At 74.4% G+C, this 19,158-nt stretch carries 2 protein-coding genes and 2 pseudogenes; all 4 read left to right on the top strand.

Annotated features, from left to right (window positions below):
- Positions 1-60 precede the first annotated feature (60 nt).
- A pseudogene (locus SLINC_RS50660) lies at positions 61-3,600 on the top strand (type I polyketide synthase); the annotation flags it as partial.
- Positions 3,583-6,501, top strand: a complete 2,919-nt coding sequence (locus SLINC_RS50655) for an SDR family NAD(P)-dependent oxidoreductase (protein ID WP_472573248.1) — start codon at positions 3,583-3,585, stop codon at positions 6,499-6,501. The pseudogene SLINC_RS50660 and the gene SLINC_RS50655, both read left to right, overlap by 18 nt.
- Positions 6,502-6,594: 93 nt before the next feature.
- A complete protein-coding gene (locus SLINC_RS44305; RefSeq protein WP_079165250.1) occupies positions 6,595-12,231 on the top strand; it encodes a type I polyketide synthase in 5,637 nt (1,878 codons plus the stop codon).
- Between the two features lie 66 nt (positions 12,232-12,297).
- Positions 12,298-19,128, top strand: a pseudogene (locus tag SLINC_RS48910) (type I polyketide synthase); the annotation flags it as partial.
- Positions 19,129-19,158: the final 30 nt, after the last annotated feature.

Below are 19,158 nucleotides of genomic sequence, written 5' to 3'. Positions count from 1 at the left end.
GAGCGGGCTCACGTGTCGCAGTCATCGACATCACCGTCGCAGCAGTCGCAGTCGCAGGTGGAGAAGTTCCGCGAGCACCTGCGCTGGGCCACCGCCGAACTGGGCGAGGCAAAGCGCCGGGTGGCCGAGTTGGAGGAGGCCGACCGCGAGCCCGTCGCGATCGTGGGCATGGCGTGCCGGTTCCCCGGCGCCGTCGACTCCCCCGAGTCCTTGTGGCAGTTGGTCACCGAGGGCCGGGACGCGATCGGTACGGCACCGGCCGAACGGCGCTGGACCGCCGGGGGGTTTGACGACAGCGACGCCGGCGCGTCCACCGGCTGGGAAGGCGGCTTCCTGGACCGCGCCGCCGACTTCGACCCGGCGTTCTTCGGGATCAGTCCGCGCGAGGCCCTCGCGATGGACCCGCAGCAACGACTGCTGCTGGAGGTGTCGTGGGAGGCGTTCGAACGCGCCGGCGTCGACCCGACGACCCTGCGCGGTGCCCGGGTCGGCGTGTACGCGGGGCTGATGTACCACGACTACGCCACCCGTCCGCAAGACGCGGACGAGGACGCCGCCGGTTTCCTGAGCAACGGCACCTGGGGCAGCGTCGCCTCCGGACGGATCTCCTACACGCTGGGCCTGGAGGGACCGGCCGTCACCGTCGACACCGCCTGCTCGTCGTCGCTGGTCGCCCTGGATCTGGCCGTGCGGGCGGTACGGCGCGGCGAGTGCGCGATGGCGCTGGCGGGCGGTGTGACGGTGATGGCCACGCCGGTCACCTTCGAGGGCTTCGGCCGACTGGGCGGGCTGGCGCCCGATGGGCGCATCAAGTCCTTCGCGGCCTGCGCCGACGGCACGACCTGGAGCGAGGGCGCCGGAATGCTGGTCGTCGAACGGCTCTCGGCCGCGCGGCGGGCCGGTCACCGGGTCCTCGCCGTCGTCCGCGGCTCGGCGGTCAACCAGGACGGTGCGACGAGCAGCCTGTCCGCGCCGAACGGCCCCTCGCAGCAGCGGGTCATCCGGGCCGCGCTGGCCGAGTCCCGGCTCTCCCCCGACCTGGTGGACGCGGTGGAGGCCCACGGTACGGGCACGACGCTGGGCGACCCCATCGAGGCTCAGGCCCTGATCGCGACGTACGGACAGAACCGCCGACGGCCTTTGTGGCTGGGCTCGTTGAAGTCCAACATCGGGCACGCGCAGGCCGCCGCGGGTGTCGGCGGCGTCATCAAGACGGTCATGGCCATGCGCCACGGTGTGCTGCCCAGGACCCTCCACGTGGACGAGCCGACTCCGCACGTGGACTGGTCGGCGGGGAAGGTGGAGCTGCTGACCGAGCAGCGGGAGTGGCCCGACACGGGCCGGCCCCGCCGGGCCGCCGTGTCCTCGTTCGGGGTCAGCGGCACCAACGCGCACGTGGTGCTGGAGCAGGCGCCCGCCGAGACCCCGGCAGCTGCGGGCGAGCCTGCCGTGCCGGTCGTGCCGCTGGTGCTCTCCGCCCGCGACACCGCCGCGCTGCGCGCCCAGGCCGAACGTCTGGCCGACCATCTCGACGACGGCCCCTCGGACGTACGCGCCACCGCCCGCGCCCTGCTGACGGGGCGCACCGCGTTCGGCGACCGGGCCGTGGTCCTCGGCGCCGACCGGGACGAACTACTGGGCGGCCTGCGGGCGTTGGCGGCCGGAGCGGAGGCGACCGGTGTCGTCACCGGACAGGGGGCTGTCGAGCGTCCGGTGTTCGTCTTTCCCGGCCAGGGCTCGCAGTGGGCCGGCATGGCGACCGAACTGCTGCGGACTTCCGATGTGTTCGCCCGCTCCATCGCCGACTGCGACAAGGCACTCGCCCCGCACGTCGACTGGTCCCTCTCCGAACTCCTGGCACGTGGTGAGCAGTTGACCCGGGTGGATGTCGTCCAGCCCGCCCTGTTCTCGGTGATGGTGTCCCTCGCCGCACTGTGGCGCTCCCTCGGTATCGAACCCGCCGCCGTCATCGGCCACTCCCAGGGCGAGATCGCCGCGGCCGTCGTCGCCGGGGCGCTGACCCTGGAGGACGGCGCCAAAGTCGCCGCCCTGCGCAGCCGGGCCATCCTCCAACTCGCCGGACGCGGCGGCATGGTCTCCGTTCCCCTCCCCCACGACCGGGCCGCCGAACTCATCGCCCCCTGGCGCGAGCGGATCAGCGTCGCCGCCCACAACAGCCCCCGCGCCACCGTCGTCGCCGGCGACGCACAGGCGCTCGACGAACTCCTCACCCACTGCGAGGAGAAGGAGATCCGCGCCCGCCGGATCGACGTCGACTACGCCTCTCACACACCGCACGTCGAAGCCATCGAGGACGACCTCGCCCACCTCCTCGTGGGCATCACCCCTCGCACGAGCACGATCCCCTTCTACTCGACGGTCACCGGCGAACCCATCGACACCGCCGGACTCGACGCCGGCTACTGGTACACCAACCTCCGCCGGACCGTCCGCCTCACCGACGCCCTCCGGAGCGCGGTCACCGCGGGCCACACCGCCTACATCGAGTGCAGCCCCCACCCCGTCCTGACCCACGCGATCGACGAGGTCCTGGAAGAAGCGGACGCCTTCACCGTCGGCTCGCTGCGCCGCGACGAGGGCGGCTGGACCCGCTTCCTCACCTCCGCGGCCCACGCCCACACCCGCGGGCTCCCCGTCGACTGGGCCCCCCTCCTCGGCACCGGCGACCGCGACCTGGACCTGCCCACCTACCCCTTCCAGCGCAAGCGCTACTGGCTCGGCGCCGCTCCGGGCGCCACCGCCGACGTCCGCGCCGCCGGACTCGATTCCGCCGACCACCCCCTGCTCGGCGCCACGCTCACCCTCGCCGACGGCGAGGGGGTGGTGCTGACCGGCGGGCTTTCGCTGAAGACACAGCCGTGGCTCGCCGATCACACCGTGTGGGGCACGGCCCTGATGCCGGGAACGGCGCTGTTGGACCTCGCCGTACGGGCCGCCGACCAGGTCGGGTGCACGGTGCTGGAGGAGCTGACGCTCCGGGCGCCGCTCGTGCTGCCCGAGGACGGCGTCCTGCGGCTTCAGGTCACGGTCGGCGCGGCCGACGACAGCGGTAGGCGGCCGGTGGCCCTGTACTCACGGGCGGAGCAGGCGGCGGCCGATGTGCCGTGGGCGTGCCATGCGGCCGGTTTCGTGTCGCCCGGTGACGCCCGGCCGAACTGGGACCTCGCGCAGTGGCCGCCGACCGGTGCGCGACCGGTGGATCTGTCCGGGCTGTACCCGCGGCTCGCCGAGAGCGGGCTCGGCTACGGGCCGGTGTTCCAGGGCCTGCGTGCGCTGTGGCGGCGTGATGACGAGCGGTTCGCCGAGGTCGTGCTCCCGCAGGAGCAGCACGGCGCTGCCGGCGGCTACGGGATCCACCCGGCTCTGCTCGACGCGGCGTTGCACGCCGGTATCGCCGAGGGCCTCGACACGGTTCGGCTGCCGTTCTCGTGGACGGGCGTCTCGCTGTACGCGACCGGCGCCACCACCCTGCGTGTCCGCCTCACGTCCCGGGGCGCGGACGGGCTGTCGCTCGCCGTCGCGGACCAGGCAGGGATGCCGGTCGCCGAGGTGGAGTCGCTGGTGACCCGGGCGGTGAGCGAGGAACAGCTTCACGCCGGCCGAGCCGAGGATCCTCTCCTGACGGTGGGCTGGACCGGCCTTCCCCTCCCGGACACCGAGCCGGGTCGGGTGATCGTCCTCGGTCCGGACGACCTGGGCCTGCGCCGCGGCCCGGACCCCGACTCGGACCTGGAGAGCTGCGCCGACCTCGACGCCCTGGCCGCGCTCGCTCCCACGGCGACGGTGGTGCTGGCCTGCACGGCTCCCACAGCCACGTCCGGGGCGGACACGGCCACAGCCGTGCGTACCGAGGTGCACCGCGTGCTCGCCGTCGTACAACGGTGGCTGACGGACGAACGGTTGGCCGAGGCGACGCTGGCCGTGGTCACCCGGGGCGCGGTCGCGGCAGGCGACGGGGAGAGCCCCCGGGACCTGGTGCACGCGCCCCTGTGGGGTCTGCTGCGGTCTGCTCAGTCCGAGAACCCCGGCCGGTTCGTGCTGGCGGACGTGGACGGGCGGGCGTCCTCGCGTGCCGTGCTGCGCCGTGCCCTGGCGTCCGGTGAACCGCAACTCGTCCTGCGCGACGGACGGTTGTCGGTGCCTCGACTGGTACGAGCCTCGGCCGGGCGGACGTTGCAGCCGCCGGTGGACGGCTCGACGTGGCGGCTGGACACCGCGGGCAAGGGCACGCTGGAGAACCTCGCGCTGCTGCCGTACCCGCAGGCGTCTCAGCCGCTGGCCCCGGGGCAGGTACGGCTGTCGGTCCGGGCGTCCGGCATCAACTTCCGCGATGTCCTGCTGGGCCTCGGCGTGGTCGACCAGAACGTCATGGGCGGCGAGGCCGCGGGCGTGGTCCTGGAAGTGGCGCCGGACGTCACGGACCTGGCTGCCGGGGACCGGGTGATGGGCCTGGTCCGGGGCTCCTTCGGTCCGGTCGTGGTCGTCGACCGCCGGCTGCTCGTGCCGCTGCCGGAGCACTGGACCTACGCGGAGGGCGCCTCGGTGCCGGTCGCGTTCCTGACCGCGTACCTCGGCCTGGTCGATCTGGCGGGCCTGCGCGCCGGCGAGTCGGTGCTGATCCACGCGGCGACCGGCGGTGTGGGGCTGGCCGCGCTGCAACTGGCCGCGCATCTGGGCGCCGAGGTGTTCGCGACGGCGAGCCCCGCCAAGTGGGAGACGCTGCGCGCACTGGGCGTACCCGAGGAGCGGATCGCCTCGTCCCGGTCGCTCGGCTTCGAGGAACGGATCCGGACGGCGGCCGGCGAGGGAGGCGTGGACGTCGTACTGAACTCACTCGCCGGCGAGTTCGTGGACGCCTCGCTGCGGCTCCTGACATCCGACGGCGGCCGGCTCCTGGAGATGGGCAAGACCGACATCCGTGATGCCGGGCAGGTGTCGGCCGACCACCCGGGCGTCTCGTACCTCTGGTACGACCTGGTCTCGGCGAGCGTCGAGCACGTCGCCCGGATGCTGGCCGAGCTGACGCCGCTGTTCCACAGCGGGGTGCTGCGGCCGATCCCGACGTCGGCCTGGGACGTGCGGCGCGCCGTCGATGCCTTCCGCCTCATGAGCCGGGCCGGGCACATCGGCAAGCTGGTGCTCACCATGCCGCCGACCGCGTTCGACCCGGACGGCACTGTGCTGGTCACCGGCGGTACGGGCGCGCTGGGCGGGCTGGTGGCGCGTCGGCTCGTCGCCGAGCACGGCGTACGGCGTCTGCTGCTGCTCGGCCGCCGTGGCCTCGCCGCCGAAGGCGCCGACGCCCTGCGCTCCGAACTGGCCGCGACGGGCGCGGAGGTGACCGTCGCGGCCTGCGACAGCGCCGATCGCGAGGCGCTCGCGGCCGTCCTGGCCGAGGTGCCGCCGGAGCACCCGCTCACCGGTGTCGTGCACGCGGCCGGCGTCCTCGACGACGCGATGGTGGGCTCGCTGACACCCGAGCAGGTCGACGCGGTGCTGCGACCCAAAGTGGACGGGGCCTGGCATCTGCACGAGCTGACCCGGGACATGGATCTGGCCGCCTTCGTCCTGTTCTCCTCGGCGGCGGGCACGCTGGGCACGCCGGGACAGGGCAACTACGCGGCGGCCAACGTCTTCCTCGACGCCCTCGCGGAACAGCGGCGGGCCCAGGGGCTGCCCGGTGTCTCGGTGGCCTGGGGCCTGTGGAAGCGGGCGAGCGGGATGACCGGCCATCTGGACGCCGACGATCTGGCGCGCCTGCGCCGGGCCGGGCTGAGCGCGCTGACCGACGCCGAGGGGCTGGACCTGTTCGACGCGGCGCTGGGCGCGGATCGGGCGCCGGTGGTGGCGGTGGGGCTGGACGTCGGCGCGGCCCGCGCGTCGGACTCCGTCCATCCCCTGCTGCGGCACCTGGTCGGCGCCCCGGCCCGGCGGGCGGTGGTGGCTACGGCCGGGCCTGCGGGTACGGAGCCGGGTGGGCAGGGCCTGCGCGACCGGCTGGCCGCGCTGCCGGCCGCCGAACGCGAGCGGACGCTGCTCGATCTCGTGCGCGCTCAGGCGGCCCTTGTGCTCGGGCATGAGACGAGCGCGGCGATCGGCCTCGACCAGGCGTTCAAGGAGCTCGGCTTCGACTCCCTCACAGCGGTGGAACTGCGCAACCGCCTGAACTCGGCAACCGGTCTGCGACTGCCGCCGACGCTGATCTTCGACCACCCGACGGTGGCAGCTCTGGGCGAGCACCTGCTGGACGAGCTGGACCTCGCCGCTGCCCCGCATCCGGCACCGGACGTCACCGATGACGACGTACGCCGGCTGCTCGCCACGATCCCACCGGGCCGGTTGCGGGAGAACGGGCTGCTGGGGGCCCTGCTGGAGCTGGCGGCCGGGTCCGCCGAGGAGGCGTCGGGCGACCCGGACGACATCGACGGCCTGGACGCGGACGACCTCATCGACCTGGCGCTCGGCGCGGGCGAGCAGTGACCGCGCACGAACCGACGAACGAGCACGAGCGGAGGGGGAATCCCTGTGACACAGGACGGCACGAGCGGTCCGGGCGGTGACCGCGACGAGCGGATGACGGAGGCGCTGCGCCGCTCCGTGAAGGAGAACAAGCGCCTGACGCAGCAGAACCGGCAGCTGGAGCAGGCCCGCCACGAGCCGATCGCCATCATCGGCATGAGCTGCCGTTTCCCTGGCGGTGTGCGCTCGCCCGAGGACTACTGGCGATTGCTGGCCGAGGGGCGGGACGCGATCACGCCGTTCCCCTCCGACCGCGGCTGGGACGTCGAGTCGCTGTACGACCCGGACCCCGACCGGCCGGGCCGCACCTATGGGCGAGGCGGCGGGTTCCTGGGGGACGCCGGCCGGTTCGACGCCGGTTTCTTCGGGATCAGCCCGCGTGAGGCCCTCGCCATGGACCCGCAGCAGCGGCACCTGCTGGAGACGTCCTGGGAGGCCGTCGAGCGGGCAGGTATCGACCCGACGTCCTTGCGCGGCAGCCGCACGGCCGTCTTCGTCGGTGCGGCGCAGCTCGGCTACGGCACCGGGGCGGGTGCCGCGTCCGAGGGCACCGAGGGCCATGTACTGACCGGCACCACGCCCAGCGTCGCCTCCGGCCGGCTCGCGTACACCCTCGGACTGCAGGGACCGGCGATCACCGTCGACACGGCGTGCTCGGCGTCGCTGGTGGCGCTGCACCTGGCGGCGCGGTCACTGCGGGACGACGAGTGCGAACTGGCGCTGGTCGGCGGAGCGTTCGTGATGGCCAGCCCGTTCATGTTCGTCGAGTTCAGCAGGCAGCGCGGGCTCGCCGCCGACAGTCGCGTCAAGGCGTTCGCCGCCGCCGCGGACGGCACGACCTGGGGCGAGGGTGTCGGGGTGCTGCTGGTGGAGCGGCTGTCGGACGCACGCCGGCACGGGCACCGGGTGCTGGCCGTGCTGCGCGGCAGCGCCGTCAACCAGGACGGCGCGTCCAACGGCCTGACCGCGCCCAGCGGACCCGCCCAGCAGCGCGTGATCCGGGCGGCCCTGGCCGACGCGCGTCTCACCCCGGCCGACGTGGACGCGGTGGAGGCGCACGGCACCGGTACCCGGCTGGGCGATCCGATCGAGGCCCAGGCGCTGCTCGCCACGTACGGCGGGAGGCGGGCGGAGCCGCTGTGGCTGGGCTCGGTGAAGTCCAACATCGGGCACACCTCGCACGCCGCCGGAGTCGCCGGGGTCATCAAGACCGTGCTGGCGATGCGGTACGGCGTTCTGCCCGCGACCCTGCACGTGGACGAACCGACCCCGCACGTCGACTGGTCGAGCGGGGCCGTGCGGCTGCTGTCCGAGCGGCGGGAGTGGCCATCGACCGGCCGGCCGCGTCGCGCGGCGGTGTCGTCCTTCGGGATCAGCGGCACCAACGCACACGTCATCCTGGAGCAGGCCGAGGAGGCCGAGGAGTACGCCGCCGAGCCGGACACGTCGGATCAGAAGCCCGGGGCCACCGTCCCGGCGCTCGTCCCCTGGCAGTTGTCCGCCGCCGGCCCGCGAGCCCTGCGGGCCCAGGCCGAGCGGCTGTACGACGCGGTCGTCGCGCACCCCGGCCTCGATCCGGCCGCGCTCGCCCTGCCACTGGCCGAGCAGCGCGCGAGTCTCGCCCACCGGGCCGTGATCATCGGTACCGGCCGCGCCGACCTGCTCGCCGGGCTGGACGCGCTGCGCGGTGCCGGTCCGGCCGAGCCCGGCCGGGTCATCACCGGCACGGCGGCGCGCGGCACCGGCCCGGCGTTCCTGTTCACCGGCCAGGGCGCCCAACGGGCCGCCATGGGGAAGGAGTTGTACGCCGCCCAGCCCGAGTTCGCCGCGTCCCTCGACCGGATCTGCGCGCTGTTCGCCGAGCGGGCGGGCCTGGGGCTGCGCGAGGTGATGTTCGCCGACGAGGGGGCGGAGCAGGCGGCACTGCTGGACCGTACGCAGTGGACGCAGGCCGCGCTGTTCGCCCTCGAAGTGAGCCTTTACCGGCTGGTCGAGTCCTGGGGACTGCGCCCCGGCCATCTGCTGGGCCATTCCGTCGGTGAACTGTCCGCCGCGCATGTCGCGGGCGTCTTCTCGCTGGAGGACGCGGTCACCGCGGTGGCGGCGCGTGGCCGGCTCATGCAGGAACTGCCGCCCGGTGGGCTGATGGCGGCCGTTCAGGCCACCGAGGACGAGGTCGCCGAACTGCTCACCGGCCGCACCGACCTGGCCGGCGTCGCCGCGGTCAACGGCCCGGCCTCCGTGGTCGTCTCAGGTGACGAGGACGTCGTACGCACCGTGGCCGAGACGCTGCGCGCCCGGGGGCGGCGGACCAGGGAACTGGCCGTGAGCCACGCGTTCCACTCGTCGCACATGGACGGCATGCTGGACGACTTCCGCACGGTCCTGTCGTCGCTGACCCTGCGCGATCCGGTCATCCCCGTCGTCTCGAACGTCACCGGCCTCCCGGTCACGGCGGAGGAGATCCGCTCCGCCGACTACTGGGTGCGGCACGTCCGTCAGGCGGTGCGATTCCACGACGGCGTGCGCACGCTGCTGGGCCTGGGGGTGCGCACGTTCCTGGAGTTGGGGCCGGACGGGGTGCTGTCCGCGATGACCCGCGAGGGCGCCTCCGTGCTGCCGCGGGAGGAGCGCGCCGACGTCCTCGCGCTGCCGCTGCTGCGCCGGAACCGCTCCGAGGTCCGCACGGTCCTCACCGCCGTGGCCGAGGCGCACGTCCGGGGCGTCGGCGTGGACTGGCGGGCGCACCTGACGGCCGCCGGTGCCGGGGCCGCGCGGCGACCGGCGCTGGAGCTGCCGACGTACGCCTTCCAGGGCGAGCACTACTGGCTGTCCGCCGGCGACAACGCGCCGGTCGAGCCCGGCGATCTGGGGCTGGACCCGGCCGGGCACCCGCTGCTCGGCGCCGTGCTCACTGCGGCGGACGGCGCCGAGCTGGTCCTCACCGGCCGGCTGTCCTCCCGTACGCAGGGCTGGATCGGCGACCACGTGGTACTGGGGTCGACCGTGGTCCCGGGCACCGCGTACCTCGAACTCGCCCTGTACGCGGGCCGGTTGACGGGCTGCGGCACAGTGGAGGAGCTGGTCCAGGAGAGCCCGCTGATCCTCGGAGCGGATGACGCCGTCCACCTCCGGCTCACCGTCGGACCGGACGACGGCGGACGCCGACGGTTCACCGTGGCCTCCCGGCCGGCGTCCGCGGCGCTCTCGGCGCTCTCGGCGCTCTCGGAGGGGGAGGCCGCCGCGATGCCCTGGACGCGCCATGCCGACGGTGTGCTCTCGGACGCCGAAGCGCCCGCCGCCGACGCCCTGACGGGTGCCTGGCCGCCCGCCGGTGCCGAACCGGTCGACCTCACCGGCTTCTACGACACGGTCGCTGTGGACGGCTTCACGTACGGGACGTCCTTCCAGGGGTTGCGCACGATGTGGCGCTCGGGCCGGGACCTCTTCGGCGAGGTGGAGCTGCCGGAACCCTTCCGGGCGCAGGCGGCCCACTACGGCGTGCACCCCGCGCTGCTGGACGCCGCCCTGCACACGGCTCTGGTCGGCAGCACCGGCGAACAGGTGCGGCTGCCGTTCGCCTGGCAGGGCGTACGCCTGCACCGCGCCCACGCCACGGCGTTGCGGGTACGTCTGTCGCCGGTCGGCAACGACGCGCTGGCGGTGCTGGTGACGGACGCGGACGGCGCGCCGGTGGTCTCGGTCCAGGCGCTGCGGATCCGGCCGGTCTCCGCCGGGCAGCTGCGGGCCGCCTCCCCGTACCGGCACCCCGACAGCCTCTTCGAACTCGCGTGGCGGCCGCCGGCCGGGCCGGGCGCCGGGGCGATCGGGGATGTCATCGCCGTGGGCGACGGCACGCCGCCGGACGGCCTGGCCGAGGAGACGTTCGCCGACCTGGCGGCGCTGGGCGCGGCCGTGGCGGCGGGCCGGCCGGTGCCCGGCGCGGTGGTGTGGGACTGCGCCGCGGCGGTGCCCGCCGACGTGGACGCCCCCGTGGCCGCACGCGCCGTCGAGCGCGCGGTGCGGGCCGTGCTCGTGGCCTGGACGGCGGACGAACGGCTCGCCGGGGCACGGCTGTTGGTGGTGACCCGGGACGCGGTGGCCGTCGCCGCCGACGACACCGTACGGGGTCTGCGGCAGGCACTGGTGTGGGGGCTCGTGCGGGCCGCTCAGGCCGAACATCCCGACCGGTTCGTGCTCCTGGACGTGGACCAGGCCACGGCACCGGACGCAGACCTGTGGCGGGCCGCGCTCGGCTTCGGCGAACCGCAGCTCGCGCTGCGGGACGGCACGCTGCTGACGCCCCGGCTCGCGCGCACATCGGCGCCGGCCTGCGACGGTCCGGCACCGGTCGCGGGGCTCGGACCCGAGGGCACGGTCCTGGTCACGGGCGGCACGGGCGCCCTCGGCAGCCTCGTCGCCCGCCGTCTCGTGACGGAACACGGTGTGCGCAGGCTGGTCCTGCTCAGCCGCGGCGGACTGCGGTCCGCCGGGGCCCCGGAGTTGGTCGAGGCGCTGGGCGCACTGGGCGCCGACGTGATCGTGGAGGCGTGCGACGCGGCCGACCGCGAGGCGCTGTCGGCCGTACTGGACCGGATTCCCGCCGAGCACCCCCTGACTGCGGTGATCCACGCGGCGGGTGTCGTCGACGACGGCGTGCTCGACGCGGCGACCCCCGGCATCGTGGACACCGTCCTGCGTCCGAAGCTCGACGCGGCCTGGCATCTTCACGAGCTGACCCGGCCCATGGGTCCGGCCGCGTTCGTCCTGTTCTCCTCCGCCACGGCCACGCTCGGCGCGCCGGGCCAGAGTTCCTACGCGGCCGCCAACTCCTTCCTCGACGCACTCGCGCAGCACCGCGCGTCCCTGGGACTGCCGGCCGTCTCCCTGGCCTGGGGTGCGTGGGACGCGGGTATGGCGGCGCGGCTCGACGACGTGGCTGTGCGGCGCATGCGGCGCTCCGGTGTCCTCGCGCTGTCCACCGAGGACGCGCTGGTCCTGTTCGACGCGGCCTTGGCCGGCAGGACACGCACGCGCACTCTGTTTCCGGTCCGTCTCGACATGGCCGCGCTGCGCGACGCGGGCGACTCCGTTCCCGCACTGCTGCGGGGGCTGGTGCGCCCGTCGGCCCCCACAGCGACGGCACAGGCCGAAGATGCCTCCGGCGACCTGCGGCGGCGGCTCCTCGGCGTCGACGCCGAGGAGCGCAAGCGGGTTCTGCTCGACGTGGTGCGCCGCACGGTCGCCGAGGTGCTCGGCCACACCGACAGTTCCGCCGTCGCACCGGGACGCGCCTTCAGCGACCTGGGCTTCGACTCGCTCACCGCCGTGGAACTGCGCAACCGGCTGGGCTCCGTCACCGGGCTCCGGCTGCCCGCGACGCTCGTCTTCGACCATCCGACGGCACAGGCTCTCGCCCGGTACGTGGACCACGCGCTGCCGCGGGACGACGTCCCCTCGGCCGAGCCGGTGCTGGTCGAACTCGACCGGCTGGAGCGTGCACTGGCCGGCGTCGCGGCCGATCACCCCGACCGCGCCCGGATCGCCGCGCGGCTGCGCGCGGTCGTCGCCGACTGGGTCCTGCCGCCGGCGGCGGGCCCCGAAACAGCGCCGGAGACGGGGGCGTCTCTCGACTCGGCCGACGACGACGAGGTCTTCGACTTCATCACCAACGAACTCGGGATCTCCTGACCCGTGCGGATCAGAAAGGACAGGGCAACCGTGGCGAGCAGCGAGAGCACCGAGGACAAGCTCCGTTACTTCCTCAAGAAGGTGACGGCCGACCTCCAGCAGACCCGTGTGCGGCTGACGGAGCTGGAGTCCGCCGAGGGCGAGCCCATCGCCGTCGTCGGCATGTCGTGTCGGTACCCCGGCGGCGTCGAGTCGGCGGACGGGCTGTGGCAGTTGGTCCTGGAGGGCCGGGACGCGACGTCTTCCTTCCCGGCGGACCGAGGCTGGGACCTGGAGTCGCTGTACGACCCGGACCCGGATGTGCCGGGGACGACGTACAACCGCGAGGGCGGCTTCCTGGAGGAGGCCGGCCACTTCGACGCCGGCTTCTTCGACATCGCCCCGCGCGAGGCCCTCGCCATGGACCCGCAGCAACGACTGCTCCTGGAGACCACGTGGGAGGCGTTCGAGCACGCCGGCATCGACCCGACGACGCTGCGGGGCAGCCGCACGGGCGTGTTCATGGGCACCGGGCAGCAGGACTACTCGGCGCTCGTACGGCGCGCCCCCGAACTGGAGGGCTATCTGATCGGTGGCCTGGCCGCCAGCGTCCTGTCGGGACGGCTGTCGTACTTCTTCGGCCTTGAGGGCCCGTCCCTCACCGTCGACACGGCGTGCTCGGCGTCGCTGGCCGCGCTGCACGTGGCCGTTCAGTCGCTGCGGCGCGGCGAGAGCGAACTGGCCCTGGCCGGCGGGGCGACCGTGATGGCGGGACCCGGCATGTTCACCGCGACGGCCCGCCAGCGCGGTGTGTCGCCCGACGGCCGCTGCAAGGCCTTCGCCGCCGCCGCGGACGGTACGGGTTTCAGTGAGGGCGCCGGAGTCCTCGTACTGGAACGGCTGTCGGACGCGCGGCGAGGCGGGCACCGGGTGCTGGCCGTCGTACGCGGCAGCGCCGTCAACCAGGACGGCGCCTCCAACGGCCTGACCGCCCCCAGCGGGCCTTCCCAGCAGCGCGTCATCCGGCAGGCCCTCGCCGACGCCCGCCTCGCTCCCGCCGACGTGGACGTGGTGGAGGCGCACGGCACCGGCACCACGCTCGGCGATCCGATCGAGGCGCAGGCGGTGCTCGCCACGTACGGGCAGGGCCGGGAGGTGCCGTTGTGGCTGGGCTCGTTGAAGTCCAACATCGGGCACGCGCAGGCCGCTGCCGGTGTCGGCGGCGTCATCAAGATGATCATGGCGATGCGGCACGGCGTCCTGCCCAGGACACTCCACATCGACGCACCGACCCCGCACGTGGACTGGTCGGCGGGCACCGTGGAACTGCTCAGCGAGCAGCGCGCCTGGCCGACCACGGGCCGGCCCCGCCGCGCCGCCGTCTCCTCCTTCGGCGTCAGCGGCACCAACGCGCACGTCGTGCTGGAGCAGGCGGCCGCCGACACCCCGGAGGTGGCCGACCCGCCCGCCCGGCCCGTCGCGCCGGTCGTGCCGCTCGCCCTCTCCGCCCGCGACACCGCCGCGCTGCGCGCCCAGGCCGAGCGCCTGGCCACACGTCTCGGCGACCTTCCGGACGTACGCGAGGTGGCGCACGCCCTCCTCACCCAGCGCGCCGCCCTCGACCACCGCGCGGTGGTGCTCGGCACCGACCGGGACGAACTCCTCACCGGACTGGAGGCGTTGGCCACCGGTGCCGCGGCTCCCGGGGTCATCACCGGACAGGGTGTGTACGAGCGCCCGGTGTTCGTCTTCCCGGGCCAGGGCTCGCAGTGGATCGGCATGGCCACCGAACTCCTGGAAACCTCCGAGGTGTTCGCCCGGTCGATCGCCGACTGCGAGGCCGCCCTCGCTCCGTACGTCGACTGGTCCCTCACCGAGTTGCTGTGCGGTGGAGAGCGGATCTCCCGCTCGGACCTCATCCAGCCCGTCCTGTTCTCGGTGATGGTCTCCCTCGCCGCCCTGTGGCGCTCCCTCGGCATCGAGCCCGCCGCCGTCATCGGGCACTCCCAGGGCGAGATCGCCGCCGCCGTCGTCGCCGGGGCGCTCACCCTGCAGGACGCCGCCCGGATCGTGGCGCTGCGCAGCCAGGTCATGCTCGCCTGCTCCGGACGGGGCGGCCTGGTCTCCCTGGCTGTGTCCGAGGCGCGGGCCGAGGAGCTGATCGCGCCCTGGCAGGGGCGGATGTCCGTGGCCGTCCTCAACGGGCCGGCGGCCACGGTCGTCGCCGGAGAGCCGCGGGACCTCGACGAACTCGTCGCCCTGTGCGAGGAGAAGGAGATCCGCGCCCGCCGCATCGACGCCGACTACGCCTCCCACTCCCCGTACGTCGAACCCGTCAAGGACGATCTGGTCCGGGCTCTCTCGGGCGTCACGCCCCGCGCGAGCACGATCCCCCTCTACTCGACGGTCACCGGCGAACTCATCGACACCGCCGGGCTCGACGCCGACTACTGGTACGCGAACCTGCGCCAACCCGTCCGCCTCATCGACGCGGTCCGCACCGCGTTCGCCGAAGGCCACACGGCGTTCATCGAGTGCAGCCCCCACCCCGTCCTCACCCTCGCCCTGGAGGCCAATGCAGAGGAGGCGGAGCGCGACGTCTTCGTCATCGGCACGCTCCGCCGCGACGAGGGCGGCTGGCTCCGTGTCCTCACCTCCGCCGCCCAGGCCCACAGCCATGGCCTGCCCGTCGACTGGAGCGGGTTCACGACGCCGCCCGGCCGGGTCCTGGACCTGCCGGCCTATCCCTTCCAGCGCAGGCGTTACTGGGTGGACGTCCCTACGGCGGACAGCGTTCCCGCGCGCCCGGGCGCCGTCCCCGCGTTCGCGTCGGCCGGCCGCGAATCCGAGGGCGACGCCGAGGGCACGGACCTGGCTCGCCGACTGGCCGCACTGCCCGAGGCCGACCGGCGGCAGCTGGTGCTGGACCTGGTGGTGGACCAGGCCACGGCCGTGCTGGGCCTCCCGGACCCCGTCGCACCCGGCCGCACCTTCAACGACCTCGGCTACGCCTCGATGACCGCGGTGGAACTGCGCAACCGGCTGCGCGCCACGACCGGCGCCCGGCTGTCGGCGTCCGTCGTCTTCGACCATCCGACGCCGCAGGCCCTCGCCGGGCATCTGCTCGACCTGCTCACCGGTACCCGCGACCGTGCTCCGGTGGCCCGGGCGGACACGGCCGTGGACGACGACCCGATCGCGATCGTCTCGATGGCCTGCCGCTACCCCGGCGGCGTGCGGGGCCCGCAGGACCTGTGGCGGCTGGTCGCGGACGGCACCGACGCGATCTCGTTCTTCCCCAAGGACCGCGGCTGGGACGTGGAGGCCCTCTACGACCCCGACCCGGAGCGCGTCGGCCACACGTACACCCGCGAGGCCGGCTTCATCGACGACGTCGACCGTTTCGACGCGGCGTTCTTCGGGATCAGTCCGCGCGAGGCCCTCGCCATGGACCCGCACCAGCGGCTGCTCCTGGAGACCTCCTGGGAGCTGTTCGAGCGCGCCGGCATCGATCCGACCAGCCTTCGGGGCAGCCGTACCGGCGTCTTCGCGGGCATCAGCGGGCAGGACTACCCGCAGCTGCTGGCGGGAACGAGCGCGCGGCAGAGCGTCGAGGCCTTCATGATGACGGGCAGCGCGGCGAGCGTGCTGTCCGGCAGGCTCTCGTACACCTTCGGCCTGGAAGGCCCGGCGGTGACCGTGGACACCGCGTGCTCGTCGTCGCTGGTGGCGCTGCACCTGGCAGCGCAGTCGCTGCGCTCGGGCGAGTGCGAGCTGGCGCTGGCCGGCGGGGCCACCGTGCTGTCGACGCCGGAGGCGTTCATCGGGTTCAGCCGGACGCGCGGGCTGTCCCCGAACGGCCGGTGCAAGCCGTTCTCGGCCGACGCCGACGGGACGAGCTGGGGGGAGGGCGTCGGTCTGCTGCTGCTGGAGCGGCTGTCGGAGGCCCGGCGCAAGGGGCATCGCGTGCTGGCCGTCCTGCGTGGCAGCGCCACCAACCAGGACGGCGCCAGCAACGGGCTGGCCGCGCCCAACGGCCCCTCCCAGCAGCGCGTCATCCGCCAGGCCCTCGCCAACGCCCGTCTCGTCCCCGCCGACGTCGACGCCGTGGAGGCGCACGGCACCGGGACGACGCTCGGTGACCCGATCGAGGCGCAGGCGCTGCTGGAGACGTACGGGCAGGACCGGCCGGCCGAACGGCCGCTGCGCGTGGGCTCGGTGAAGTCCAACATCGGGCACACGGCCGCCGCCGCCGGAGTGGCCGGTGTGATCAAGATGGTGAAGGCGATGGAGCACGGCGTGCTGCCGCGCATGCTGCACCTGAGCGAGCCGACCCCGCACGTGGACTGGTCCGCGGGAGCCATGGAGCCGCTGTCCGAGGCGGTCCTGTGGCCGGAGACCGGACGGCCGCGGCGCGCCGGTGTGTCGGCGTTCGGCATCAGCGGGACGAACGCACACGTGATCCTGGAGCAGCCGCCCCAGGAGGACGAGGCCCCGCAGTCCGAGGCGTCCGCGCCGGGCCCCTGGCCGTGGCTGCTGTCGGCGCACAGCGCGGCGGCGCTGCGGGCGCAGGCGGAGCGCCTGGACGCGCACCTGTCCGCACGGCCCGGGACGGACCTGGCGGCCGTGGCCGGAGCGCTGGCCCTCACCCGTGCCGCACTTCCGCACCGTGCGGTGGTCGTCGGCTCCGATCCGGTGGCCTTCGAGGCGGGTCTCGCCGCCCTGGCCTCGGGCGCGCCGGCCCCCGGTCTCGTACGCGGTACGCCCGTCACCGGCCGCCTCGGATTCCTGTTCCCCGGCGAGGGCAGCCAGTTCCCGGGCATGGGGCGGGTGTTGTACGACCGGTATCCGGTCTTCGCGGGGGCGGTGGACGAACTGTGCGGGATGCTGGACCGCGAGCTGAACCCCGAGGGCGACGCGGCCCGGCCCGGGCTGCGCGAGGTGCTGTTCGCCGAGTCCGGCACCCGTGAGGCGGCCCTGCTGGAGGAGACCGGGTATGCCCAGGCGGCCCTGTTCGCCGTCGGCGCCGGGTGCTTCTGGCTGCTCCGGTCCTGGGATGTGGTCCCGGACGTGCTGGCAGGCCACGCGGTCGGCGAGCTGACGGCCGCGTACGCGGCGGGCGTGCTGTCGGCCGCGGACGCCTGCCGACTGGTGGCCGCGCGCGGGCGGCTGGTGCGGGCGGCGTCCGACGCGGGCGAGCGCCGGCGGTCGAAGCGGGAGTCCCGCCCGGTCCTGCCTGAGAGCGCTGTGGAGGAGTTCGGCCGGCTGGCGAGCACACTGGCCTTCCGGCCGCCGCGCATCGCCCTGCTGCCGAGCGCAACGGCCGAGGACACCGGCACGCCCGCGTACTGGGTGCGCAGGCTGTGTGACGAGACGGGCGCCCGCGACGTCGTGGACGTCTTGCTGGACACCGGGGTCGCGACCGTGGTCGAGTCCGGCGCGGGCGGTGCGCTGACGGCGCTTGTCGAGGAGATGGCGGCCGACCGCCCGGGCCCGGCCGTCGAGGCGGTGCCGCTGCTGCGGCGTGACCGCCCGGAGCGGCACCGCGCGCTGGAGGCGCTGGCCCGGCTGCATGTGCGCGGGGTGCGGGTCGACTGGTCCACCGTCCTGGACGCCCCGGCCGGGGTGCATGTCGATCTGCCCACCTATGCGTTCCAGAGCCGCCGTTTCTGGCCGGACGGCACGCTCCCGGCGGCCGCGAGGAGCGGCGGCGCGGAGGGCGGCGCGGGCGAGGACCGGGCGGCCGACGACGCGGCGCGACTGCACGAACGTCTGGCCCCCCTCACGGCCGATGCCCGCGAGGGCGCCCTGCGCGCCCTGGTCTCCCGGCATGTCGCCACGGCGCTCGGGCACACGGACACCACCGAGGTGGAAGCGGCGTTCAGCCTCCCGGAGCTGGGCATCGAGTCGGTCATGGCCGCGGAGATCCGCGTCCACCTCCAGACGGCCACCGGAGCGCGGCTGTCCTCCACGGCCCTCTTCGAGCACCCCACGCTCGACGGATTCGCCGCCCACCTCCACACGCTGCTGGTCGCCGCGTCGCTCCTGCCCCCTCCGGGGGATGAGCCCGGGGGCTCCCCCGCCGACATGCCCGGCGCAGAGCCCACCGGTGCGGGCGTCCTCGCCGCACTGGCCGCACGGGCCGCGAAGGACGGTCGCTTCGCCGAGTTCACCACGTTCCTGGAGGAGACCGCCAGGTTCCGGGAGACGTTCGACACGGCGGCCGTCGAGGCCGGGACGGTACGACGGCCCGCGCCGGTACGGCTCACGCGGGGCGGCGGACCCGCCCTGGTGTGCTTCCCGTCGTTCGCGGGCAGGTCCGGCGCCCACCAGTACGCCCGGCTCGCCGCCGGAGCGCGCGGTGAGAGGGATGTCTGGGTACTGCCCGCGCCCGGCTTCACCGCGGCTGAACCCCTGCCCGCGGACCTCGACGCACTGGTCCGGCTGCACGCCGACGACGTCGAACGGTGCACGGCCGGCGCTCCTTTCGCGCTCCTCGGGCACTCCGCCGGAGGCTGGCTGGCGAACGCGGTGGCCACGGAGCTGGTGGGCCGGGGCCTGCGCCCGGCGGGCCTGGTCCTGCTGGACAGCTACGCGCCCGGCAGCCCCGTACTGCCGCACATCGGGGAGTACATCGGGCGCTCGATGGCCGAGTCCCCCGCCGAAGGCGCCGCCGCACTCCTGGACGACACCGTCCTGACCGCGATGGGCGGCATCGCCCGGGTCTTCGCGGGCTGGCACCCGGCCGACCTCGGCATCCCGGCCCTCCAGGTCCGGGCGAGCGAGCCGCTGCCGTACCCCGGCTTCCCCGAGTCCGGCTGGCAGGCGCACTGGCCCGCCCGGCCCGCGCCCGTCGAGGTGGACGTGCCCGGCGACCACTTCACGATGATCACCGACCATGCCGGGACCACGCTCGACGCGGTCCGGGCCCACCTTTCCTCCCTGACC

The sequence above is a fragment of the Streptomyces lincolnensis genome (genome assembly GCF_001685355.1).
GTDB lineage: Bacteria > Actinomycetota > Actinomycetes > Streptomycetales > Streptomycetaceae > Streptomyces > Streptomyces lincolnensis.
This window is presented reverse-complemented; position numbering and strand designations above follow the sequence as displayed.